The sequence below is a fragment of the Clostridium sp. DL1XJH146 genome (assembly GCF_054819755.1).
The window spans coordinates 49,887-73,304 of the sequence record NZ_JBTVVN010000004.1; the positions used below are offsets into that span (position 1 = coordinate 49,887).

Annotated in this window: 23 protein-coding genes; 1 reads left to right on the forward strand and 22 read right to left on the reverse strand. The window is 29.9% G+C overall.

Translation table 11 applies throughout. The features are described from left to right. Positions 1-229: 229 nt before the first annotated feature. From hepT to ACVHXK_RS03440, 12 genes are all read right to left on the reverse strand, one after another. Positions 230-643, reverse strand: a complete 414-nt coding sequence (gene hepT / locus ACVHXK_RS03385) for a type VII toxin-antitoxin system HepT family RNase toxin (RefSeq protein WP_461204950.1) — start codon at positions 641-643, stop codon at positions 230-232. 10 nt (positions 644-653) lie between these two features. Continuing rightward, on the reverse strand, positions 654-1,118 hold the full coding sequence (mntA, locus tag ACVHXK_RS03390) for a type VII toxin-antitoxin system MntA family adenylyltransferase antitoxin (protein ID WP_461204951.1): 465 nt from the start codon (positions 1,116-1,118) through the stop codon (positions 654-656). A 75-nt stretch (positions 1,119-1,193) separates the two neighbouring features. Next, a complete protein-coding gene (locus tag ACVHXK_RS03395; RefSeq protein WP_461204952.1) occupies positions 1,194-1,658 on the reverse strand; it encodes a stage III sporulation protein AH in 465 nt (154 codons plus the stop codon). Positions 1,659-1,776: 118 nt separating this feature from the next. Continuing rightward, positions 1,777-3,666 (reverse strand): sensor histidine kinase, encoded by a 1,890-nt coding sequence (locus ACVHXK_RS03400; RefSeq protein ID WP_461204953.1) that lies wholly within the window; start codon positions 3,664-3,666, stop codon positions 1,777-1,779. Further along, positions 3,644-4,336 carry a response regulator transcription factor gene (locus ACVHXK_RS03405; protein WP_461204954.1) on the reverse strand — a complete coding sequence of 231 codons (693 nt, stop codon included), beginning with the start codon at positions 4,334-4,336 and terminating at the stop codon, positions 3,644-3,646. Before ACVHXK_RS03405 ends, ACVHXK_RS03400 begins: the two co-directional genes overlap by 23 nt. Before the next feature lie 74 nt (positions 4,337-4,410). Next, positions 4,411-4,944 carry a VanZ family protein gene (locus ACVHXK_RS03410; RefSeq protein WP_461204955.1) on the reverse strand — a complete coding sequence of 178 codons (534 nt, stop codon included), beginning with the start codon at positions 4,942-4,944 and terminating at the stop codon, positions 4,411-4,413. 185 nt (positions 4,945-5,129) lie between these two features. Beyond that, on the reverse strand, positions 5,130-5,789 hold the full coding sequence (locus tag ACVHXK_RS03415) for a hypothetical protein (protein WP_461204956.1): 660 nt from the start codon (positions 5,787-5,789) through the stop codon (positions 5,130-5,132). A gap of 297 nt (positions 5,790-6,086) precedes the next feature. Beyond that, positions 6,087-6,395 (reverse strand): DUF6897 domain-containing protein, encoded by a 309-nt coding sequence (locus tag ACVHXK_RS03420; protein WP_461204957.1) that lies wholly within the window; start codon positions 6,393-6,395, stop codon positions 6,087-6,089. Between the two features lie 237 nt (positions 6,396-6,632). Then, positions 6,633-6,887 (reverse strand): hypothetical protein, encoded by a 255-nt coding sequence (locus ACVHXK_RS03425; RefSeq protein WP_461204958.1) that lies wholly within the window; start codon positions 6,885-6,887, stop codon positions 6,633-6,635. 755 nt (positions 6,888-7,642) lie between these two features. Continuing rightward, complete coding sequence (locus ACVHXK_RS03430; protein WP_461204959.1) at positions 7,643-8,668, reverse strand: ATP-binding cassette domain-containing protein; 1,026 nt, start codon at positions 8,666-8,668, stop codon at positions 7,643-7,645. Further along, positions 8,661-9,362 carry a GTP-binding protein gene (locus tag ACVHXK_RS03435; protein ID WP_461204960.1) on the reverse strand — a complete coding sequence of 234 codons (702 nt, stop codon included), beginning with the start codon at positions 9,360-9,362 and terminating at the stop codon, positions 8,661-8,663. The genes ACVHXK_RS03430 and ACVHXK_RS03435 overlap by 8 nt, the downstream gene beginning before the upstream one ends. Further along, positions 9,363-10,601 carry an ABC transporter substrate-binding protein gene (locus ACVHXK_RS03440; RefSeq protein WP_461204961.1) on the reverse strand — a complete coding sequence of 413 codons (1,239 nt, stop codon included), beginning with the start codon at positions 10,599-10,601 and terminating at the stop codon, positions 9,363-9,365. A gap of 357 nt (positions 10,602-10,958) precedes the next feature. On the opposite strand from ACVHXK_RS03440, the gene ACVHXK_RS03445 reads away from it, so the two are divergent. Then, on the forward strand, positions 10,959-12,809 hold the full coding sequence (locus tag ACVHXK_RS03445) for a glycoside hydrolase family 3 protein (protein WP_461204962.1): 1,851 nt from the start codon (positions 10,959-10,961) through the stop codon (positions 12,807-12,809). Between the two features lie 97 nt (positions 12,810-12,906). Here ACVHXK_RS03445 and ACVHXK_RS03450 read toward each other — a convergent pair whose 3' ends face one another. The 10 genes from ACVHXK_RS03450 to ACVHXK_RS03495 form a co-directional block, all read right to left on the reverse strand. Continuing rightward, positions 12,907-14,634, reverse strand: coding sequence for a flavocytochrome c (locus tag ACVHXK_RS03450; RefSeq protein WP_461204963.1), 1,728 nt, complete (start codon positions 14,632-14,634; stop codon positions 12,907-12,909). Between the two features lie 268 nt (positions 14,635-14,902). After that, a complete protein-coding gene (locus ACVHXK_RS03455) occupies positions 14,903-15,628 on the reverse strand; it encodes a response regulator (protein WP_461204964.1) in 726 nt (241 codons plus the stop codon). Between the two features lies 1 nt (position 15,629). After that, positions 15,630-17,204 carry an ATP-binding protein gene (locus tag ACVHXK_RS03460; RefSeq protein ID WP_461204965.1) on the reverse strand — a complete coding sequence of 525 codons (1,575 nt, stop codon included), beginning with the start codon at positions 17,202-17,204 and terminating at the stop codon, positions 15,630-15,632. Positions 17,205-17,211: 7 nt separating this feature from the next. Further along, entirely contained in the window at positions 17,212-17,574 is a 363-nt protein-coding gene (locus ACVHXK_RS03465; protein ID WP_461204966.1) for an FMN-binding protein, read from the reverse strand. 3 nt (positions 17,575-17,577) lie between these two features. Beyond that, complete coding sequence (locus ACVHXK_RS03470) at positions 17,578-18,330, reverse strand: ABC transporter permease (protein WP_461204967.1); 753 nt, start codon at positions 18,328-18,330, stop codon at positions 17,578-17,580. Next, positions 18,327-19,076 carry an ATP-binding cassette domain-containing protein gene (locus tag ACVHXK_RS03475; RefSeq protein ID WP_461204968.1) on the reverse strand — a complete coding sequence of 250 codons (750 nt, stop codon included), beginning with the start codon at positions 19,074-19,076 and terminating at the stop codon, positions 18,327-18,329. The genes ACVHXK_RS03470 and ACVHXK_RS03475 overlap by 4 nt, the downstream gene beginning before the upstream one ends. 62 nt (positions 19,077-19,138) lie before the next feature. Next, positions 19,139-19,708, reverse strand: a complete 570-nt coding sequence (locus ACVHXK_RS03480) for a UbiX family flavin prenyltransferase (RefSeq protein ID WP_461204969.1) — start codon at positions 19,706-19,708, stop codon at positions 19,139-19,141. Positions 19,709-20,002: 294 nt separating this feature from the next. Then, on the reverse strand, positions 20,003-20,872 hold the full coding sequence (locus tag ACVHXK_RS03485) for a UbiA-like polyprenyltransferase (protein WP_461204970.1): 870 nt from the start codon (positions 20,870-20,872) through the stop codon (positions 20,003-20,005). Further along, complete coding sequence (locus ACVHXK_RS03490; RefSeq protein WP_461204971.1) at positions 20,859-22,298, reverse strand: menaquinone biosynthesis decarboxylase; 1,440 nt, start codon at positions 22,296-22,298, stop codon at positions 20,859-20,861. The genes ACVHXK_RS03485 and ACVHXK_RS03490 overlap by 14 nt, the downstream gene beginning before the upstream one ends. Positions 22,299-22,445: 147 nt before the next feature. After that, positions 22,446-23,417 (reverse strand): polyprenyl synthetase family protein, encoded by a 972-nt coding sequence (locus ACVHXK_RS03495; RefSeq protein ID WP_461204972.1) that lies wholly within the window; start codon positions 23,415-23,417, stop codon positions 22,446-22,448. Position 23,418: the final 1 nt, after the last annotated feature.

Here is a 23,418-nt window from a genome sequence, read left to right on the forward strand (position 1 = left end):
ACTCCTCATTTGTGTAAATTTTCATCTTATGCTTTTGTATTTTATTTCATATATTTTTTTTGATTGTGCACTGCGCATTGTGCCTTGCTCTAACACTGTCTTCATTATACGGTAAATTTCATATCAAATCCGTAACATATGTTACAAAAATAAAAAAAGCTGAAAATCTCAGCTTTTTTCATCTATTTTCTATATAGTTATTTATATATCTATAAAAATTGATTTCTACTTAAATATAATCTGCAATTATAGCAACAAATTTTCTTATATCATCCATATTATTTTTAATTATGTTATATACCATTCCTCTATTTAAGTTTAAGTAATCATGAACTAATATATTTCTAAAACTAGCCATATTACATAAATTCTCCTTTAAATCATTATTAATAACACTATTTTCGTTTAATACCTCAAAAATATCTCTGTTATTATCAGGTTTTCTATATCCTTGGTCAGTAATTATATGATTACCAATATCTAAAATACACTCAATAGCCAAATGTAAAAATCTTTCACATGAACCGTATAACAAAGGATTCTTTATATACTCTTCTTTCGAACTAAGGCTAATCTCTTCAATAGTTTTCATATATTCTTTAAGCTTATCCAATCTTACTAAAACAACTTCTCTCCTTACCATTTAGCCCTCCTTAAAAATAATTATCTTTTTTAATATTATTTATCATCATTTCATCATAAGTATCTGAATAATATTTAAAATCAAAATACATCCTTAAATACAAAGATTCAAAGGAAGCTCTATCAATTGAGTCTTTAATAACAATACCATCATGTATAATTTGATATTTTAATAATAGCGGCGCATTATTTAAAGAAACAATATCTACATTTTTACTAAATAATAATTTAGCTTCTTCAATAATAGTTCCTCTATTAAACACGTCTTCTATATCAGAGTATTTATTTTTAAAATATATGGCCAAATCAATATCGCTATTATTATTGTTATCTCCCCTAGAATAAGATCCAAAAAGGTATGCAAATTTGATAGGATATTTTTTATCTATTCTATCAATAAACTCTTTAGTCTTAATTAGCAAGTCATCACTATTATCTACTTTAACAGAATTATTATTTAAACTAGAATTGTCCATTTTATCACTTCCTTTAAATTAACATCTCTATCATAATTATACCACTGGGCAGCTCTTTTAAACACATCTCATTACTTATTTATTAGAGTATTGTTCTATAGAAATCTTCAATCCATCTATTTTCTCTAATCCATCAATTTCTTTTTTATCGCTAATTAATATATAGCTTTCACCTTCGTGTGCAGTATTTATTAACCACGGCTCCCCGTTCTTTAAAAAACATAAATCTTCTGGTTTATTTGGTTGCATCCAAGAATATAATGAGTTAGCTTCTTGTTTTAGAATTTCTTTGGCTCTCTCATCCATTTCATAATAATGTACTTTTACTTCCCTGGCACTCCAAGTACCTGGCCATTCATTTTGTTTTTTTACTTTCTTCAAATACGGTTGTAATTTGTCCATTATCGAACTAGCTTCATTAGATAATTTAAAGTCTTTTCTTACCACCAAAATAAACTCGTCACAAACTTTAAAAGCTAAATTGATTAAATCTCTATAAACTTTATCTTTAGGTTCCGAATTAATATCAATAATATACATAGTTATCTCCCTATAATAAATTAATTCAAAAATTTTACGCATCATAAGATATATCTTATAATCCACCTTAATTGCTAATTGCTAATTGCTAATTGCTAATTGCTAATTGCTAATGATTTTATATGTTTTTATGAAAACTAACCACCACTTTAAACAAATCTCCATCTATAGAAATATTCATACTTCCCCCTTGAAGCTCAACTATATCTCTTGCAATTGCAAGTCCAAGTCCTGAACCTTCAGTGTTTCTAGCTTTATCTCCTCTTTTAAACCGCTCAAAAATCTCGTTCTCATCAAAGTTCATTTCATAAGACGAAATATTTTTCATTGTTATTGTCACAAAATCTTCAAAATCCTTAAGTTCAACATATACTCTTGTATTTGGCATTGAGTATTTTAGTATATTGTTTAATAAATTATCTATAACTCTCCAAGTTTTATTACCATCTAAATTCAGATATATACTTTCATCCTGTATATCAACTTTAAATATAAGTGAAGAACTCTTAATCCTCTCATTCATCTCTCCTAAAGCTTGACTCAAAATAGCCGCTATATCTATTTTTTCAATATTAAACTCAACGTTCCCACTAGACATTTTTGATGCTTCAAATAAATCTTCTATTAGCACCTTGAGCTTTTGCGATTTCGTATCAATAACATTAATATATTTTAATCTTTCCTCAGGGGATAAATCCTCTTTTTTCAAGAAATCAACATAATTTATTATTGAAGTTAGTGGAGTTTTCAAATCATGAGATACATTAGTAATTAATTCAGTTTTTAATCTTTCACTTTTAACTTGACTGTCTACTGATTTTTCATATTCTTCTTTCATGTTATTTATATTAGAAGCTAATTCGTACAAAGACCCTTCACCACTTTTATCCATTTCATATGTTAATTTAACTAGAGAAGTCCCTCTACTAGCTTCAACTATTCTATTAAATAATCCTAATTTTTTTACTAAATAATACGGTATGAAAATTAAATATACCAGTATATAAATTACCGGAAATCCATCTCCCGAATATGATAATACAACACCTATCATAATTCCAAAAAAAACTGTACAACCTAAAACTAAAAGTACCTTAATTACTGTCTTTATATTTCTAAAGCAATCTATAATATTAATTCTAATCATATTTATAAAACTTTTGTTCAACTCTTTATTAAGTTCTTTATCTTTTACTATCACACTTATAAAATTGCTTATACTAAATACTACATATATAACATATATAGATACTAAATTTAGTATCAGTGAATGCCTTATTCCTATAGGAAAATAAAAGAAATTTATATTATTTAGCCACATTTTTATTATAAATAAAATTATTAAAAATATAGCTATTCTTAGGTCTATGGGCTTATCTTGATATTTATTCTTAATATTCTCAACGTACTTAAACTGCTTTATTTTGAAATTATATTTTTTCTTAGTATAAATCAAAATAATTATTCCCATTATAAAAGCTATACTTCCTAAAATAATTTCTTTAATTACTCTTTCTCTTAGAGAAAGATAATAATTATAGTCTTTTATAACATCATCATTACCACCAAAACCTTTTTGAACAAAAAAAACACCTTCAAAATCATTTTCATAAAACCATTCATTGATATAATAATACCTATTGTTCTCTAAATTCATCATATAGACAAATTCATCTTTAGATAAATCCGAAATGTCTGTCCCTTCCTTGAAATCACTATATACTACATTACCCTGACTATCCTCTATATAATATTTAATAAAATTATTATTCATTTCTTCATTAATATTTACATCATTAATCTCATCGTTCTCTATAAGCTTTCTTATATCAGTAAAACTTCTTTCCAATTCCGTTTGAAATTGTTGAGTACTAAAATATATTTCTTTATCAAGATATCTTCTATTAGAGTCAACATCAAAAGCAGCTATCAATGAAAAAGCCACCATATATACACTTATAATAAAAAGTACAATTTTAAAATATCTATTCTTTAATTTTATAGCCAATTCCCCATACCACCTTTAAATATTCTGGTTCCTTTGGATTTATTTCAATCTTTTCTCTAATTCTTCTAATATGTACTGAAACAGTGTTCTCTGCATTATAAAAATCTTCTTCCCAAACTCTTGCATATAATTCCTTTATTGAAAATACCCTGCCTTTATTCTCCATAAGCAATTTTAATATCTTGTACTCAGTAGATGTAAGTCTTATTTCTTTATCATGTATTGTCACAGTCTTTGTGCTTTTATTTAACGATAGTCCTCTAACTACTATTTCCTCATTTTCTACTTTCTGCTCTCCAAAATCCACATATCTTCTCAATTGAGATTTGACTCTTGCGACTAGCTCTAAAGGATTGAATGGTTTTGTAATATAATCATCAGCTCCAATATTTAGTCCTAGTATTTTATCAGTATCTTCTGATTTGGCTGAAAGCATTATTATTGGAATCTGATTACTTTCTCTTATTTTAAATGTAGCTCTAATTCCATCCATTTTGGGCATCATAATATCCATTAATATTAACTGTATTTTTTCAGCCTCTAAGATTTTTAAGGCCTCTATCCCATCTTCAGCCTTAAAAACTTTCATACCTTCATTTCTTAAATATATCTCTATAGCTTCTCTAATTTCCTCTTCGTCATCTACTACTAAAATATTGTACTCTGTCAATCTTCTCACCCCTCACGTCATTATTATAACATTTATATTTTGTTTTAAAATAATGTTTATAATTCAACATTATTCTAATTAGCAGTTTTAAGTTTCAGATTATTTATTATCGCTTCCACTAATGGCTTAAAAATCATATATACAACATAACCCAAAATACCACCAACTGTATTTGTTACTAAATCAGTAATATCTGATACCCTAGAACCACTTAATAAGGGCTGAATTATTTCAATTCCCAAACTAAATAAAAATGTATATAATGCACAAGACCATAATTTTTTCTTTTTAACAATGGGAAATAGGAATCCAAATGGCATCATCATAATGATATTGAGTAAAATTTGACGTTCTGAACCCCTTATATTATAAAAATAATCTACGAAAAGATGCATATTCATTGGCACATAGGGATGGTTAAAAATAAATGGAAGTGACACTATAATTGGCATTAGCGTATAATACATAACAAAAGATACATATACAAACATCAGAGTGTTTATAAACAATTTATCTTTTCCTTTACTTTTCCACCCTTTAAAAAATAAAATATAATATATTAATCCAAGCACTACAAAATCTATCAAACATTTTATGTTATTACTCATAAAAATTCTCCTTCTTCAAAAGTGATATACAATTATTCTATATTAAAAAGTAAATATCGAATTATCCTTATACATAAAAAGCAGCAAAGCTGCTTCGCTATGGAACCTTAGGTTCCCGTAGGCAGCCGCTGACGCGTCTGATCACCCTCCTGAAAGAAGCGGGGAAATACTTCCCCTGCACCCCTTCATTTTTTATGTATAGGAAAAGTATTTTTCCTATACATAAAAAAGCTAAAAGGTTCTTTTGTATTACCATCAACCTCTTCTACATTTGCAAGATTTCTAATGTGATATATCTTACCCTCATAATCTTTTGCCTGATTATCACATATGTATGCATAGTCATAGTTACCTTCTTCTACCCACCCCATAAATATATAAGTATGTGTTGGTTTACCATCATCATTTAAATTTATATCCGTCGTAAAGCAAATATCTCCATGCTTTAGTTTGCTATAGTCATATTCTCGTTTCCAACCCTTCTCGTTCAATACATCTAACAATTCTAGTGTGTTACAAATACTATTGTCCACATATTCTCCATTCATTCTAAGAACTTCTGATACAAAATAAACACAAGTATTAGCTGAACTTCCTCCATTTAAGTCTACAGCTGCATTATATGCTAATAACCTATCTCCTAAATTTCCCATAGAGTTATACATTTTTTCTGACACTATAGAATTATAAGCACCCTTTTCCCATTGTTGATTTTCATTATAATTATAATAAGAAACAACTACCATAATAGTAATGATTGTAATTATCAACTTATGAAAAAAGCCGGATTTTCTTTTTCTTTTCTCTATCCTTGTTAATTTTCTATTTATTTGCATTGTACTCATAATATCTCCCCTATTTTGAGTTAGTTTGATATACCATTTCAATATAAATTAATGCTAGTCGGACACTGGTATATCTTTAATTCTCCTAATTCAATAATACTAAGTGATTATTAAAAGAAATAAACATAATTCTTAAGAATTTCTTACAATTTGCACAATGAGCTGGATCAAAAATAAAAACTCTGGCTACCAGGCACCAGATTTTAAAACTGTTTATCAGTATTCCATTGATTATGTAATGTTTAATCTTAAAAGAAGACTATAAATAAGTTTCTATTTATAGTCTTCTAATATACTTTATTTCTTAATCTTAATACTTTGTACAAACTCCGCATTAATAAGTTCTATTCCTTTTTTTGTCTGAACTTCAATCCAGTTTTCATTTATAGTGATAATTTCTCCAACTAGCGCCGTTCCAAAAGAACCTGTTGATATTGTACATGTAGTTCCTATATACTTTTGCAAAATTTCGTTTGTCATTTTTTTTAATCCCATCCTTTTCTTTTTTATTAATAAAACTTTTCTTACTTGTCTCTGCTGAGGAAGAATAATAAAAAATAAAATAAATAATGGCATATAAATTGCAATCCATGTTACTGTATTCAACAAATCTCCTCCAATCCAACTGCCCATAAATCATTGTAATTAAATTATATCATTAATTCTTAAAATTTTATTAAAATATTTTTATATCTAAAGTTACGCCTTCATTATTACTAAATATTTCTTATTATTAATATAAATCTCAGTTCAATTCCATTTCGGGCATATTTAGGTGGTATAGTATAAAAAGGACAGGTTACTATATGATAGTACCTGTCCTTTTTTGGTTCAACTTAATTTTTAGTAGTCAATACCTGCCGGTTTTACACTCTCTGGATCGTGAGCATGACAAGGGGTTACCCCATATACCATGCCACATTTTGGACATTTGCTTTCAAAAGTTTCCATCTCAAAAGTATCTCCACATTCTTCACAATTAATAGTTAATGCTATCGGCATAAACTGAGTATTAAAACCCATCATTCTAACCTTATCTACTGTTTGCTTACCATTTTCAAACTCTCCTGAACATCCTGCGTGTACATTTTCGCTCATATTTATTGCTCCTCTCTTCTTTTAGTTAAAAGTTCCTACTTTGAAACTCATTCAATGATACATATATAATTCACTATTTACTATTTTGTAAGTCCTTATAATTATAAACTAAATCAAATATAAAATCCGTATCTTATGTTACGAAAACCTTACCCAATAATCACCATCTATGCTTAAGCTTAAAAACCTAGATTCTCTTACACACACAACACCACTATAAACCGCATACTGTCTCTAATATCAACATTGTTGTGCACTTATCTTTTATTCTTGTCTTTTGTCTTTTGTCTGTTATGTCTTGTCTATTGTATCTTATCTCTTCTCTTTTATCTCTTCTCTTTTATCTCTTGAACTTGTCTTTTATCTCTTGAACTTATCTCTTGAACTTGATTGTGCATTGTACATTGTGAATTGTGCATTGCTTTAATCTTATCTCTTGAACTTATCTTTTGAACTTGATTGTGCATTGTGCATTGTGAATTGTGCATTGCTTTAATCTTATCTCTTGAACTTGATTGTGCATTGTACATTGTGAATTGTGCATTGCTTTAATCTTATCTCTTGAACTTATCTCTTGAACTTGATTGTGCATTGTACATTGTGAATTGTGCATTGCTTTAATCTTATCTCTTGAACTTATCTTTTGAACTTGATTGTGCATTGTACATTGTGAATTGTGCATTGCTTTAATCTTATCTCTTGAACTTTTCCTTTGAACTTAATTGTGCATTGTACATTGTGAATTGTGCATTGTCTTATAAAACTATATCCTCTGCCTTCAAACTATTTCCAGCTCTTAGTTCTGCTCTAAGCTTACTAGTTATAGCATCCAATTTATCTAATTGAACTAATATTTCTCTTTCTTTTTTATCTGTTTCAATAACCTTGTGAATACCACCATTTTTGATTACAATCCTCTTATCAGCCATAAGTGCTAGACTCGGATCATGAGTTGCCATCAAAACTATCTTTTCTTTACTTACAAGTAAATTTAAAGCTCTTTTTCTATCTATTCCTGCATTTTCGATTTCATCTATCAAAACTATTGGTGATGTACTTAAAATAGCTGTATCTGCAATCATTAATGCTCTTGATTGACCACCACTCAAGCTTGTAATTGGTGTTTCTAAATCAAACTTTTCACCTGCTAAATGATTAGCTGCCTCAATTATTTTCTCTATTACTTCTTCCTCTTCTTCAACCATCCTACTTTTAGCGTGTAATTCTATAAATTCTCTTGCTGTTAGGTCCATTACAAAGTTCATGTTTTGAGATAATTGGGCTACTAATTTGTTTGATGAAGAAAATCTCCATTTTTTATCAGGGATATCTCCATTAATCAATATAGTTCTATTTGTAGGAGTATCCTTTGTAGCTGTCCATTCTATATCTGCAAGTAATCTGCTTTTTCCTGAACCTGTAGGCCCTACTATTGAAATTATCTCACTCTTATTTATGGTTAACTCTTCGAAATTCTCTTTATTTCCACTCTTATCTTGCCCTGGAAGGATAGTTAAGGAATTCACTCCCTTATCTTCTTCAACTCCAAGGAATGATAACATTTCATTTATAAAAATAATCATATCTTCTTTTATTTTGTCAATGTCTATAGCCCATTCTTCAATCTCTTCTTCACTAAAACTATTAAAATATTCATTTAATGTAGTATTCTCATTTCCTTCAACTACTAGTTTATTAGATTCGAAAAATGAAGTAATAAAAGGGTATTCTTTTTCAATATTCGGAAGTGTTTTATTTTCTATATCTTTATAATTAATCATTTTTTCCTCCTAAGTCCATTTTTCTAACGTTACCCATCTGGAAGTCTTCTCCAATTCTAGTTTCACCTAAGCAATAAGAGCAAAGTGCTGAAGGCATTGAGAACCTTAATTTTTTACCTTTTACAGTATCTATATTATCTTTTTCATCATAAAGTAATGTACTAAGTTCGTATGCTCCTTGACCTGTAAGTCCATTTATATGCATTGTTATAGCTTTAGGATTTACTGAGTGAACTCTTGATGCAAATACTTCTCTTTCAGCTTGAGATACTATATCTCCTTTTGTGATAATAACTATATCTGCTGATTTAAGCATTGGCCCTATTTTCTTAGGTGTATTTATACCACTTAAATTGTCTATAACGCATATTGCTTTAACATCTTTTATATAAGGGGAACATCTATTACAAAGTCCTGCACTTTCTGTAATTAAAACATCTAACTTAAGATCTACACCCCACTGAACTACTTCTTCAATATTACTTACAAAATAGTGGTCTGGGCAAAGTGAACCTGACAACCCTTTTTTTACTGGAACTCCAGCTTTTTCATATAACACATCGTCATCTGTATATAAACAATCAAACTTTACGACTCCAACCTTTAAATCTCTTTGATGTAAAGAATTTATTGTTTTAATAATAATTGATGTCTTCCCTGATGAAGGTGGCCCTGAAACAGTTATTAAATTCATTTATTGTACCCCCTTTACACTTTCGTTAAACATATCTTCACAGTGCTTAATTAAAGCACCAATATCATTATTTTTAATAAAATCCCAACCAACCCACATATATTTATTTTCTGCTGTAATCATATTATCTAGTTCTGGGTGTACACTTGGAAATCTACCATTATGTGAAAGTATTTCTCCTACTCCCTTTGATGCAAAGAAATCAACTATTGGCTTAATTTTATCTTTCTTATCTTTTTTAGTAAGCATAAATATTGGACTAATTATTGCTCCGTCTTTTGGCCATACAGCAGCCATCGGTCCACCATTTTTAGTCATTTTAGTGAAGAAATACGGCATAATTGTTACTATAGGTTTATCCATTTTTCCTATATGTGATTTAACCATTTGTGATGGATGCATACTCTTAAATAAACTTTTTCCTAATCTTTTAACGCCATCTTCACCATATTTGTTATAAATATTAAGTAGTATTGCATTAAATAAATCAAAATCACCTATAGGAAGACTTACTCTATTTTCAAACTCTGGACTTAAAACATCTTCCCAACTAGTTGGCATTTTTCTATCACCAAGTTCATCTCTATTAATTAAGAAAACAGCTGGTACAACACCAATCATAGAGTACTCTTTATCTGGATCTTTTAAGCTTATATAATCATTTTCAAAATCTTTATTGTATTTTTCGGAATCTGTTATATCTTCAAAAACATTTTTTTCTTTATACTTTCCTATAAGGTTCTTATCAAAGAAAAGATCAAATCCTGCTGAAATAAATATGTCTGCTAGTACATCTGCTGACTCTGATTTTTCTAAGGACTCTTTAAGCCAATCTACACCCATTGATGCAGATTTTAGTTCATAATCAACTTTGAAACCTAAGTCATTTTCAGCCATCCAAGCATCAAAGCCTTCTAATAACGGTAACTTTACAGGACATGGCAGAATTCCTTCAATTCTTACATCAGCTTCCTTGCCAACATTATTTTTTCCTTGAGCTTCATCTCTATTTAATTTATTATTTTCAATATTTTGAATTAACTCTTCTACAAATGTTTCTACATTAATTTTTTTCATTTTAAGAGCATTTTCTAGTGAAATAGCTTTCCCAAATGTTTCTCTTCCTTTTTGTTCTTTAAAATTATGAAAGCCTACTGATACTAATAAATCAATTGCTTCCTCATATTTTTCTGTTATATCAAATATTGTATCTTCTACGCTGAAATATTTATTATTCATAATCTTCTCCTTTGTATTTTTATTTTTCTCTATATAAGTATTTTCAATTCAAATAAAATGCTTTAATTGTAATCTACTTTTTTTTAATTTTCTTTAAATTAAAATCCCTGTGTCAACTTTTATCTTGATATCATAATAACACTTTACATTTTTTAATTCGGTAACAATTGTTACATTTTATATTCATCATTAATAAATCTTATATTACATTATTAATACATTTTATTCAAATAGAACTAGACAAACACTTAATCTTAATCGGTTAAGATTTTTATATACTTCTACAAAATATAATGTTACAATTTAATCATCAGAAATTATATACACTTTAAAATCTATTTTAGGAGGACTTATACAATGATTAAATTTAAACGTAATAAATGGTTTATCTTATCACTTTCTGTAATCGTTATCTTTATTATTATTACAGTTTTCATGAAAAACAACAATATATTCAATCTAAAAAGCAACCCTACTGACTTAGAAATTGGTAAAAATGAGGACATCGAAAATAAAATTGAATCAATGACACTAGAAGAAAAAGTTGGACAAATGATACAAGCGGAGCGTGGAGAAATAACTCTTGAAGAAATAAAAAAATATAATATTGGTTCCATTCTAAGCGGTGGAGGTAGTACTCCTAGTTCTAATACTGTCGTTGGATGGGTAACTATGTACAACGAAATGCAAGAAGCCGCATTAAGCTCTTCTTCTAAAGTACCGATTATATATGGAATAGATGCAGTTCATGGTCATAGTAATGTTCTTGATGCTACTATTTTTCCTCATAACATTGGGCTAGGTGCTGCAAACAACAGTGATCTTATGTACCAAATTGGCTCTGCAGTTGGAGAAGAAATTGCATCTACAGGACTAGATTGGAATTTTTACCCTGCCGTCTCTATTGCGCAGGATATTAGGTGGGGTAGAACATACGAAAGCTTAAGTGAAAACCCTGAAAGAGTTGAAGGATTAATCGGAAACTACATAGAAGGTCTTCAAGAGCAAAATATTGCAGCTACTGCAAAGCACTATGTAGGTGATGGACAAACTACCTTTGGCACAGGTGAAGGAGATTATCTCATTGATAGAGGAAATGTGCAAATTAGCGAAGAAGAATTAAGGTCTATACAATTGCCTGTATACAAAGAGGCTATTTCAAATGGAGTCAAAACTGTAATGGTATCCTTCAGTAGCTTTAACGGATTAAAAATGCATGAAAATAAATATCTAATTACTGATGTATTAAAAGATGAACTTGGTTTTAAAGGAGTAGTAGTATCCGATTGGGATGGCATAAATGAAATAAACGCAGACACTTTAGAAGAAAAAGTAATTTTAGCAGTAAACAGTGGCATTGACCTATTAATGCAACCATACAATTGGATGGAAGTTTACAATACACTTATTGATGCAGTAAACAATAATAAAATATCGGAAGAAAGAATCGATGATGCAGTTTACAGACTCTTAAAACTAAAATATGATTTAGATCTATTTGACAATCCACTAGCTGAAGCAAAAGAAAATGTACTTGGTAATGATGAGCATAGAGAACTAGCTCGTGAAGCCGTTAGAGAATCCTTAGTACTATTAAAAAATGACTCTAATACCCTTCCTTTAAATACAGATCAAAAAGTTTTACTAGTAGGTCCCGGTGCAAATAATCTAGGCTTGCAATGTGGTGGATGGACAATGGAATGGCAAGGTATAGAAGAAAATGATTTAACTTCTGGAACCACTATTAGACAAGCTTTTAAGGATAAGCTTGGTGATAATTTAATTACTTCTTTCTCAAAAGCAGATGAAGTAGATATAGTGGTGGTGGTCTTAGCTGAAAAACCTTATGCTGAAGGATTTGGAGATAATGGAGAATTAACACTAGATAGTATTACTGGCTATAAAAGTAATATTGATATTCTAGAAAAAGTTAAAGAGCTAGATAAGCCTATTGTTACAATACTCTTAGCTGGTAGACCTTTGCTTATAGATGATTATGTCAATGATTGGGATTCTTTTGTTATGGCTTGGCTACCTGGCACAGAAGGAAATGGAGTATCCGATGTAATCTTTGGAGATTATAATTTTAAAGGGACTCTTCCAATGACTTGGCCGAAAACAATCGAGCAAGCTGATGATTCAGTGATTATGGATGATTATAATGGCGGTAATTATCAGTATGAATACGATTTTGGCTTAAAATACTAAAATCACTGTCCTTTTATCATAAATAGAAATTATTTCCTATTTAATTAAAAAATCTCAGAAGATAATCTTCTGAGATTTTTTATATTTCAATTAATTATTATTCTGCTAATTTTGCTGCATTAGTACCAGCAATTCTACCAAATGTAGTGATATCAGCCATAGCATTTCCGCCTAATCTATTAGCACCATGTACTCCACCAGTAACTTCTCCTGCTGCAAATAATCCTTCGATAACATCACCAGAATTATTTATTACTTGAGTATCAGTATTGATCATTAACCCACCCATAGTATGGTGAACAGCTGGTCCAACTTCTACAGCATAGTAAGGTCCAACATTAAGTTCTGTTTTCATATTATCTCTTGCAAAATCTTTATCTTCGCCTGCTGCTACGTATGTGTTATAAGTAGTAACTGTATTTTCTAATTCAGTACCATCTACACCAATAGCTTCAGCTAATTCTGTTAAAGTTTCTGCTTCTGTTAATAATCCTAATTTAGCATATGTTTCTATAGCACTTAAACTTTCTCTTACAGTTTGATCAAATACTAAGAAAGCAGTTTGTCCTTCTTGCTCTAATTCTGCTGCTGATACAACCGCTCTTGTTTCTAATTCATTAATAAATCTCTTAGCATCTCTATTAACTAATATAGCTCCATTACCTCTAACTGCTTCTGTTATCATTTTATTCTTTTCAGGTACTACAGTTGGGTGAGTTTGGATTTGCTCCATGTCAACTAATTCTACATCTAATGGCTCAACAAGACCAATAGCATCTCCAGTAGCACCAGGACCATTTGTAGTTCCGAATCCTTCTAATTCTGCTTTGTATTCAACTACCATTTCTGGATTAGCTCCAAATCCACCAGTTGCAATAACAACAGCTTTTGCATTTATAGCGTACTCATTACCTTTAGCATCTTCAACTTTAATTCCTGTAACTTTTCCATCTGCAGAAATTATGTCTACAGCTTTTGTTTCTAATCTAATTTCAATTCCTAAATCTTCAGCTTTTGCACTTAATACTTCAACTATGTGATTACCAACTGCTGCTCCACCTGTAGGTCTATGAGCTCTATTAACGCTAGCTCCACCTAGTATACCAACATCACTTAAATCTGCTCCTCTTTCAACTAACCAATCAACAGTTTCTGCAGAATTTTCAGCTAATACTTGTACTAAGTCAGGATTATTTAAGTTATCTCCACCCTTCATAGTATCTTCAACAAATAATTCTACACTATCTTCATATCCTGCTTCTTCTTGATATACAGTTTCAGCAGCGTTTAATCCACCTGTTGCATAACTAGTATTACCACCAAGAATTGCATTTTTTTCAACTAAAATTACTTTTGCTCCATCTTCAGTAGCTTGAATTGCTGCTGTAAGACCAGCACCACCGCCACCAATAATAACAACTTCAGTGTCAACATCTTCAACTATTTCTGCGTCAACCTCTACTGAGTTTGCTACTAATTCAACTTCTGATTTACTAAGTGCATCTGCTACAGCAGCTAATATTGCTGTACTTGTAACAGTTGCCCCTGATATAACATCTATATCAGCACTATTTGCCTCTACAACATTATCAATAACTTGTACAAAGACATCATCAGTAAACTCTGATTCATTGCTTTCTACAACGTCTATCTTCTTAATTTCTGCATCTTCAACTGTAACCTCTACTTTAATTATTCCATTCTTACCTTCTGCTTCACCGGCTAATACAGTAGATTCACTTTTAGATGATGATCCACATGCTACCAATGATACTGCTAATACAAGTACCAATAATAATGATGTTAACTTCTTTAAATTTTTCATAATTCCTCCCCTTAGTTCTAAGTTTGTTTAATTTTTAACTATCTACAGATGTATTGTATAATATAAATAATATTTATTCAATTTAAATTAATATTATTTATATTGTTCATTTTGTTAAATAAATATCATTATTACTAAATACATCTTATTTTTAAGCAATATTTTATTCTTTTTTGTCAATTTTAAATTATATTATAAATATATTGCTTAAAACTAAAAAAGTGTAGTGCTCAAATATATTGAACCCTACACCTTCTGTTATACTTAATTATTCATAATCATTGTTAAATTTATATCCATTATTAAATTTATATTTATTTAAAGGTCTTCCTATCTTACCGTATTCCATTTCTAAAACCACTTTGCCTTCTTTCTCTAAGATATCAAGATATCTTCTAGCTGTAATTCTAGAAACTCCTACTAATTCAGCAATTTCTTTAGCAGTAATACTTTTATCTCCTATCTTTTCAATACAATTAATTATTTTTTCATAGGTGTGTTGGCTAACGCCTTTCACGTCTCTTATATCCTTTATATCTTCAAATACATTTACTTTATCTTTATTTTCCTTAAAGACAACTTGGTCTATAATATCTTGTTCAGCATTCTTCTTTTCTGTAAAACTAACCTTTCTACTTTTATATTGTTCTAATGCATCTTTAAATCTCTTAAAAGTAAAAGGTTTTATAATGTAATCCACTGCCCCAAAACGGAATGCGCTCTCCACTGTCTCAATACTTTTATCTGCAGTAATCAATATAACATCACAATTCAATTCATTTGTTCTAATCCACTTAAGAAAATCAAGGCCTACTCCTTTTGATAAAAACATATCTAGCAAGACTAAATTCACAGAGCCTTTAGTAATTTCTTCTTTTGCTTCCTCAATACTCCCAACACTTGCCTGTAAATTGTACCCTTCAACTTTTCCTAAAAATTTCTCATTTATCTCTCTAACCATTGGGTCGTCTTCGATTATTAATACATTAATCATTTTATACACCCCTCTTCATAGGTATTGTAATATCCCAAGTTGTCCCTTGATTTACTATAATATTAATGTTTCCTCCTGCCCTATCTATTATTTGCTTTATTATCCATAAACCAATTCCTCTGTTGCCTTCTTTTGTGGTTGTTCCTCTTTCAAATATCTTATCTTTTATTTCTTTATCAATTCCTCGTCCATTATCCTGAACAAGTATTTTAAGCTCACTCTCATCTGTTCTTATACTTACATTTATTTTACCATTATTTATTTTAATTAATTCATCTAAAGCATTCTCAATTAAATTCCCGATAATAGAACAAATATCACCTTCTGTTATACTTTCTGGTATTTCTTCTAAATAAGAATTAGGGTCAATTTCCAAGTTAATTCTAAGTTCTTTAGCCTTATAATACTTTGCTAATAATATACCTGCCACATAAGATTTTTTAATATTTTTGTGTAAATTACTTGTTACTTTTTCTCTTGTCTCAGATAACTCTGATATGTAATCAACAGCTTTATCATATTCTTCTAACTGAATTAACCCAGATATTGTATGAAGCTTATTCATATATTCATGACTTTGAGCTCTTAATTCATTAGTCATTTTTTTAATTCCTATTAACTCCTCAGCCATTTCTTTTACTTCTGTTAGATCTTGAAAGCTTGATACAACACCCGCTATGTCGTCCTTATAATCTTTTAATAATGTATGACTACATATAATATATTTATTCAATCCTATCTTCATCTCTTTATTATAAACTGATTCTTTTGTGTCTAAGACTTGTATAACCTGATCCATATACGCTTTACTAAATTCTGAAATATTTCTCCCTATATCTTCCTCTTTTAAATTGAACACTAATTTTGCTGCTTTATTAAATAACATTATTTCACCATTTAAATCAACTGCCAATATACCATTTTTTAGACTTTGAAGAACTATTTCTCTTTGTGCCATTAAAAGTGCAATTTCTTTAGGTTCTAGTCCAAATATAGCTTTTTTTATATTAAAAGCTAATAATGCTGCCCCTACAATTCCTCCAATAATACCTATCATAAAAAACAATTTAAAATTATTTGTATATGGAGCTATTTCTTTATTTACAGTATCATTCAAAAGTCCTACTAAAACAGCACCTACCTGTTCTCCATTGTAATATATAGGTGCAAATGCCCTTATAGCTGAAATCAATACATTCCTATCTGCTGAAACATAAGCCTCACCATTTTCAAGGACTCTTTTCTCTCCACCACTTCTATAAACTTTACCCAAAGCATTTTCATAGGGATAAGAATATTTTATACCATCCATATCCATAACAATAATATACTGAAATCTAGTCTCTTTTCGAATACTTTCTACTAATTCTTGAATTTCATTATAATCTTTAGTTGTAGCCAGAATTTCCTCAATAGTATCTAATGAAGCTACTGTTCTTGCCATATCCATAGCATTATTACCCATCTGAGTCTCTACTGTTTTTCCTATTTGTTCAGATGTTAAAAAACCAACGCTTCCGACAACTAAAGTCAGAAGTAAAGTAACAAATAAAGCAATTTTATATTCAATTTTCAATAATTGTTCACTCCTTAACTCTAGCTTTATCTATTGCATCTTCTATAGCATTGATCAATCCTTTACTTGTAAGTGTTGCACCAGCTACAACCTTTACATCACTAGAATTAGCTTTTATAACCCTCTCTGGAATATTAGCATAGACAATTTCCATTAACTCAGGTGTTTCCTGTTCTTCTATTATTTTAACTCCCCTTATTCTAGAATCTTCAATTAACACTGATACTTTAATATCTCCATGGTGTCCTTCTCCTATACCCTCGTATACTCCATCTTCATAAATATGCTGTATCTTACTTAAGGGTAATGAAAATAATATAACTATAGCTAGCATCACAACTACTATGAATAGTTTTTTTGTTTTTTTCATATCTTATCTCACCTTTTTCCATGGGCATAGAATTATTTCTACTATATCTACTAGGAAAAATAACACTACTCCCACTAAACTTAACATAACAATAGCTGAATACATCTCAATATAATTAATCCTCATCCATGAATCCATTATTAAATATCCCATACCAAATTGAGTCCCAAAATTTTCTGCTATAAACAATATTGATATAGCTGTTCCAATACTAATACGTAACGATGTAAGAATTGTTGAGTATATACCAGGGAAAATAATTTCCATAATAATTTCCTTGTCGCTTGCCCCTAAGGAATACATAGTGTAATAAATTTCATCAGGTATATTTTTTACTTTATCTCTAATATTTACTACTATAGGGAAAAAAGTTATTAAAATTATCATTGCTATTTTAGGCCCCTCCCCTAATCCTAAAAATAACATAACTACCGGTAGTAGAGCTGTTTTAGGAACAGGGTAATTGAAATATAAAATAGGAGAAAAAATCTGGTCTATTTTTTTATAATATCCCATCAATATACCCAAAGGTACCGCAACAATTAAAGTAATAAGAATACCTAACAAAATCCTCTTTATGCTATAAAATATATGTATATATAATTTACTAGTAAAATTTTCAGCAATATACTGCATAATTTCTACTGGTGTAGGGAACATAGCTTTATCAATTAGCAAAGCTATAAAATACCATAAAATAAACACAATGATAAAAGAGTATAAAAAATTAATTTTTCTATATTCACTTATCTTCATAATTGCTCTCCTTTAATAATTCCCCTTATATCAAAAACCATATTTTCTACTTCCTTATCAAATTCAGTGTACGATTTACCAAAAGAGTTATTATCTATAGTCTTTATAATTTTTCCTGGGGAAGCCTGCATAACTACGATTTTATGTCCTAAATATATTGCTTCTTTAATATCATGAGTCACTAAAACAGTTGTCACTTTGTGCTCGTTCCATATATTTAAAAATAAATTTTGTGCTTCTTCTCTTGTAAAGGTATCTAATGCCGAGAATGGTTCGTCCATTAGTAATAGATTAGGTTTTAAAAGTAGTGCTCTTGCTATAGCAACCCGCTGCTTTTCTCCACCACTTAAACTATCTGGATATGATTTTAAATATTTTGATATATTCAATTTATCTACTATTTCTTTATAATACTTCATATCAATATTCTTTTTGCCCATCTTAATTTTAGATGCTAATAAAATATTTTGTTCTACTGTTTTCCATGAAATTAATCCATAGTTTTGTGGAATATATCCTATTGAATGTATTTTAGTATCAATCTTATCCCCATTAACGAGTACTTTCCCTTTGTAGTCTTTCTTTATGCCTGCTAAAACCTTTAATAAAGTAGATTTTCCTGCTCCTGATTGACCTAAAAGTGTACATATTTTACCTTTTTGAACATGTGAGCTTATATTATCTAAAGCCTTAATATGGCTATTTTTTTCATCATAATAAACCGTTAAATTTTCAATATCGATCATAAATTACACCCTTTAAAAATAACTGATTTTCATCTAATAACTTTAGCAAAATTTCTCCAAACCTAATTCCATTTTTCATAAATATCATTTTCTATACCCAATGCTTCTAAAATTCTACCTATTGTGCTATTTATTATATCATCTATATTTTTAGGGTGATTATAAAAAGCCGGCATAGGAGGTATTAATGTTACATTCATCTCACTTAACGTAAGCATATTCCTTAAATGAATCGCACTTAAAGGCGTTTCCCTTGGAACCAATATGAGTCTTCTCTTTTCTTTAATCATTACATCTCCAGCTCTTAGCAATAAATTATCTCCTATTCCCATACTCAATTTAGCAATAGTTGCCATAGAACAAGGAATAATAACCATACCATCTGTCTTAAATGAACCACTAGCTACAGATGAAAACATATTGTTTATATCACAACTTTTTATTTTAGCCTTACTGTTAATATTACCAATCCACTCATCAAAATTCAAGTCAGTTTCATACTCCATTACTTTCTTTCCATTCTCTGTAGAAACTACGAATATTTCACTTTCTAACTTCACAAGTTCCTCTATCAATCTTACTGCATAAATACTTCCACTAGCACCTGTAATACCTATTATATACTTTTTCAAAAATACACCCCTTTTTTCTAAAGAAGATTGTAATGTCTAGTTCTCTTTCTCAAAAATTACAATGCGCACAGTACTTCTCTTTATACAAGAGTACAATTTGCAGAGTGCTTTTTTTATAAAAAAGAATTCACTGTGCAGTTAAAAGATTAAAACATTAAAACATTTATTAATACATTTAATATCCTTTTCTTCTTTTGATGGAGAATTTTTAATAATTTAATTAATTAAAGATTTTCTGACCATCGGGAAGAAAATCCACCTTAATTGTGCATTGTTCTAACATCACACTTCTCTCTAAAATAGAAAAACATCTATAGTAGCAAACAACAAAATAATAGGGCTTATAATCTGATTTATACCATAAGAAGCTATTTTCATTTTTTTCCTATTTGATGGTGATACTATATAGTGCTCAATTGCCAAAAGAATTGAAGCTATAAAAATTCCTACTAAGTATACCCATGATAAGTTCATAATAAAATATAAACCTATTAGTAAAGCAACCATAATAAAATGAAATGCAGAAGATATTAAAAGTGCCCCTTTTAATCCAAAATAAGCTGGGATAGAAAACAATCCATTATTTCTATCAAATTCAATATCCTGTGTACCATATATTATATCAAAACCTGCAACCCATAATGCTACTACTGCCCCTAAAATAAAAGGAGTAAAAGCAACTTTCCCAGTAACTGCAAACCAAGCTCCAACAGGTGCACCTGCACAAGCTATACCCAGTATAATATGGCATGCCCAAGTAAATCTTTTAGTATAAGAGTAAATAACAAATAGAAATAAAGCTACAGGAGTCAACATAAAACATAATGGATTTAACTTATATGCAGCAAAAATAAAAATAGCAAAACAAAACAAAACTATTCCCCATACCTCATAAGAATTAACTGCTCCCCTTGGCATATGACGATCTGCTGTTCTTGGATTTTTCTTATCAATATCCTTATCAACCCATCTATTTAATGCATTTGCTCCATTACGTGCCCCAGTTAATGCAACTAATATCCAAAATATTGTCCCAAAAGAAGGCAGCCCATTAGCTGCCCAAAACATTCCAATTAAAGCAAATGGTAATGAAAACAAAGTATGAGAAAACATAACAAGCTCCCCATAGGTTCTAATTTTATCCGATACCTTATTCAATACCATATTCATTCCACCTTTTATCTACCAATTTCTTAATTTCCTCATTCATTTCAATATCATCTGGCCAAGGTCTAGTGTGTCCTTCTGATGGCCATTTTTTTGTAGCATCAATACCCATTCTATGTCCGTAAAGAGCTGTATCAGATGCATGGTCTAAGGCATCTAATGGTCCCTGTGATATTACCACATCTCTCTTTGCATCTATATTATTAAATACTTTCCATGCTACTGTTGATATGTCATGTGGGTCTATTCCCTCATCTACAACTATTATCATTTTTGTATACATCATCTGTCCCATTCCCCAAAGGGCACTCATAACCTTATGTGCATGTTTTGGAAATGCTTTTTTAATGGAAACTATAACACAATTGTGAAAAACCCCTTCTAATGGGAAATTCATATCGACAATTTCAGGAACCTGTATTTTTAATAAAGGAAGAAAAATTCTTTCTGTAGCTTTGCCCAAATAACAATCTTCCATAGGCGGCTTTCCTACAATAGTAGTAGGATATACTGGATTTTTTTTTCTTGTTATTTTCTCTATATGAAAAACCGGATACATATCTTCAAGTGAATAATACCCTGTATGATCTCCGAAAGGTCCTTCTAATCTCTTTTCATCTAAATCTACATATCCTTCTAAAATAAATTCTGCATTTGCTGGGACATATATATCATTAGTTACACATTTAACAAGATCAACGGAAGATTTTCTGAGGAAACCTGCAAATATCATTTCATCAATCATTTTAGGTAATGGTGCTGTAGCTGAATAAATAGTTGCTGGATCACATCCAATTGCCACTGATACAGGCATTCTTTTACCTAATTTTCTATATTTTTCGTATATCTCTCTTCCGTCTTTGTGAAGATGCCAATGCATACCCGTTGTTTTTTTATCGTATACTTGTAATCTATACATGCCCATATTTTGCTGATTTGTATCAGGGTCTTTAGTTATAACTAAAGGAAGGGTTATATATCTACCTCCATCTTGAGGCCAACACTTCAAAATAGGCAGTTTATCTAAATCTGGTTCTTCTATAACTTCCTGACAAGCTGCTTTTTTCACTTTCTTAGGAAAAATAAAAGCCATTTTAGCTAATTTAGGAGCTGATTTTATCTTGCTCACAAGTGTAGCGTAATTTGCCATGTCCATAAAATCAACAATCTCATCTGCTATATCATCTAAATTTTCTACACCTAGTGCTAAATTTAATCTCTCGTAAGTACCCATAGCATTTATAACCAAAGGATATGGTGAATTTTTAACATTATTAAACAACAAAGCCTTACCAAATTTTTTAGAAACTCTATCTGTTATCTCAGTTATCTCCAGCTCACTGTCTACTTCCGCATCTATTTCATAAATAAGATCTTTTTTCTTCAAATCATCTATAAACTTCTGCAAATCCTTATAAGCCATTCAATAATCCTCCTATCTCTTAGCCCTTATCTTTTGCTCTTATCTTTTGAACTCAATCTTTTGAACTTACTCTTTTGAACTTACTCTTTTGAACTTAATTGTGCATTGTGCATTGTGCATTGTGCATTGAAATTGTGCATTGCTCTATCAATATTGTCTTCTCAGTAGTTTTTCAACAACTTCTTTTATAATTTCTTTGCTCTCACATTCAGGTAACTTTTCTATATTCATAAGAGCTCTATTTGTATATCTATCGGCCACTTGTTTAGCCCCTTTTATTCCATTGTGTTTTTCTACTAAATTGATAATAGCCTTTATATCTTCACTAATAAAAATAGATTTATCAAGAATGCTAGCAATTTCTTTATCACTATCTTCCTTCATAGCTAATATCAAGGGCAGTGTATAGTACCCTTGCTTTAAATCATTCTGAGCACTTTTACCCAATTTCTTTTCTTTAACTGTAAAATCTAATAAATCATCTATTATTTGAAATGCCATACCGAGATTATAACCGATTTTGCCTAAAAGTTTAACAGTATTTTCATCGCATTCTGCTTCTTTTGAACCAACTACAAAACTCAAAGCAAATAGCGCTGCAGTCTTTCCTGATATTACTCTAATATATTTTTTAAGACTTACATCACTATTATATCTGAAATAATGCTGATTTATTTCAGACCTGCATATTCTAGACATAGCTTTTGATATCTTGCTTAAATTTTCCATAGTATAATCATATTTAGTCAATAAATTAAAGCACTGGCACAATAAATAATCACCAGCATAAACTGCAAAATCTTTTCCATAATTGGATTGAACACTTTCAATGCCTCTTCTTAACTTTGCCTCATCAACAATATCATCGTGAATCAAAGTAGCTGTGTGAAGCATTTCTATTGCTGCAGCGAGATTTTTACTTTTTTCGGCTTCATAATTCCCAAATTTTCCTGCAAGCAAAACAAATGCTGGTCTAAGCATTTTACCGCTATTATCCATAACTAATCCAATGGAATCTTTGAAAATATCTTCTGAAGTTTTAATATTTTTCTTCATTATCTTAGTAACATCATTTAGTTCATCATATATTTCCGTATATTCTTTCCAAAATTCACTCATT

Excerpts from the sequence above, each read along its gene's own strand:
- ACVHXK_RS03470 (WP_461204967.1), bottom strand. The coding sequence starts at position 18,330 with ATGAAGATAAGTGAATATAGAAAAATTAATTTTTTATACTCTTTTATC.
- ACVHXK_RS03435 (WP_461204960.1), bottom strand. The coding sequence starts at position 9,362 with ATGAATTTAATAACTGTTTCAGGGCCACCTTCATCAGGGAAGACATCA.
- ACVHXK_RS03425 (WP_461204958.1), bottom strand. The coding sequence starts at position 6,887 with ATGAGCGAAAATGTACACGCAGGATGTTCAGGAGAGTTTGAAAATGGT.
- ACVHXK_RS03415 (WP_461204956.1), bottom strand. The coding sequence starts at position 5,789 with ATGAGTACAATGCAAATAAATAGAAAATTAACAAGGATAGAGAAAAGA.
- ACVHXK_RS03410 (WP_461204955.1), bottom strand. The coding sequence starts at position 4,944 with ATGAGTAATAACATAAAATGTTTGATAGATTTTGTAGTGCTTGGATTA.
- ACVHXK_RS03465 (WP_461204966.1), bottom strand. The coding sequence starts at position 17,574 with ATGAAAAAAACAAAAAAACTATTCATAGTAGTTGTGATGCTAGCTATA.
- ACVHXK_RS03490 (WP_461204971.1), bottom strand. The coding sequence starts at position 22,298 with ATGGCTTATAAGGATTTGCAGAAGTTTATAGATGATTTGAAGAAAAAA.
- ACVHXK_RS03450 (WP_461204963.1), bottom strand. The coding sequence starts at position 14,634 with ATGAAAAATTTAAAGAAGTTAACATCATTATTATTGGTACTTGTATTA.
- ACVHXK_RS03495 (WP_461204972.1), bottom strand. The coding sequence starts at position 23,417 with ATGAGTGAATTTTGGAAAGAATATACGGAAATATATGATGAACTAAAT.
- hepT (WP_461204950.1), bottom strand. The coding sequence starts at position 643 with ATGGTAAGGAGAGAAGTTGTTTTAGTAAGATTGGATAAGCTTAAAGAA.
- ACVHXK_RS03395 (WP_461204952.1), bottom strand. The coding sequence starts at position 1,658 with ATGTATATTATTGATATTAATTCGGAACCTAAAGATAAAGTTTATAGA.
- ACVHXK_RS03440 (WP_461204961.1), bottom strand. The coding sequence starts at position 10,601 with ATGAATAATAAATATTTCAGCGTAGAAGATACAATATTTGATATAACA.
- ACVHXK_RS03445 (WP_461204962.1), top strand. The coding sequence starts at position 10,959 with ATGATTAAATTTAAACGTAATAAATGGTTTATCTTATCACTTTCTGTA.
- ACVHXK_RS03455 (WP_461204964.1), bottom strand. The coding sequence starts at position 15,628 with ATGATTAATGTATTAATAATCGAAGACGACCCAATGGTTAGAGAGATA.
- ACVHXK_RS03430 (WP_461204959.1), bottom strand. The coding sequence starts at position 8,668 with ATGATTAATTATAAAGATATAGAAAATAAAACACTTCCGAATATTGAA.
- ACVHXK_RS03485 (WP_461204970.1), bottom strand. The coding sequence starts at position 20,872 with ATGGTATTGAATAAGGTATCGGATAAAATTAGAACCTATGGGGAGCTT.
- ACVHXK_RS03475 (WP_461204968.1), bottom strand. The coding sequence starts at position 19,076 with ATGATCGATATTGAAAATTTAACGGTTTATTATGATGAAAAAAATAGC.
- mntA (WP_461204951.1), bottom strand. The coding sequence starts at position 1,118 with ATGGACAATTCTAGTTTAAATAATAATTCTGTTAAAGTAGATAATAGT.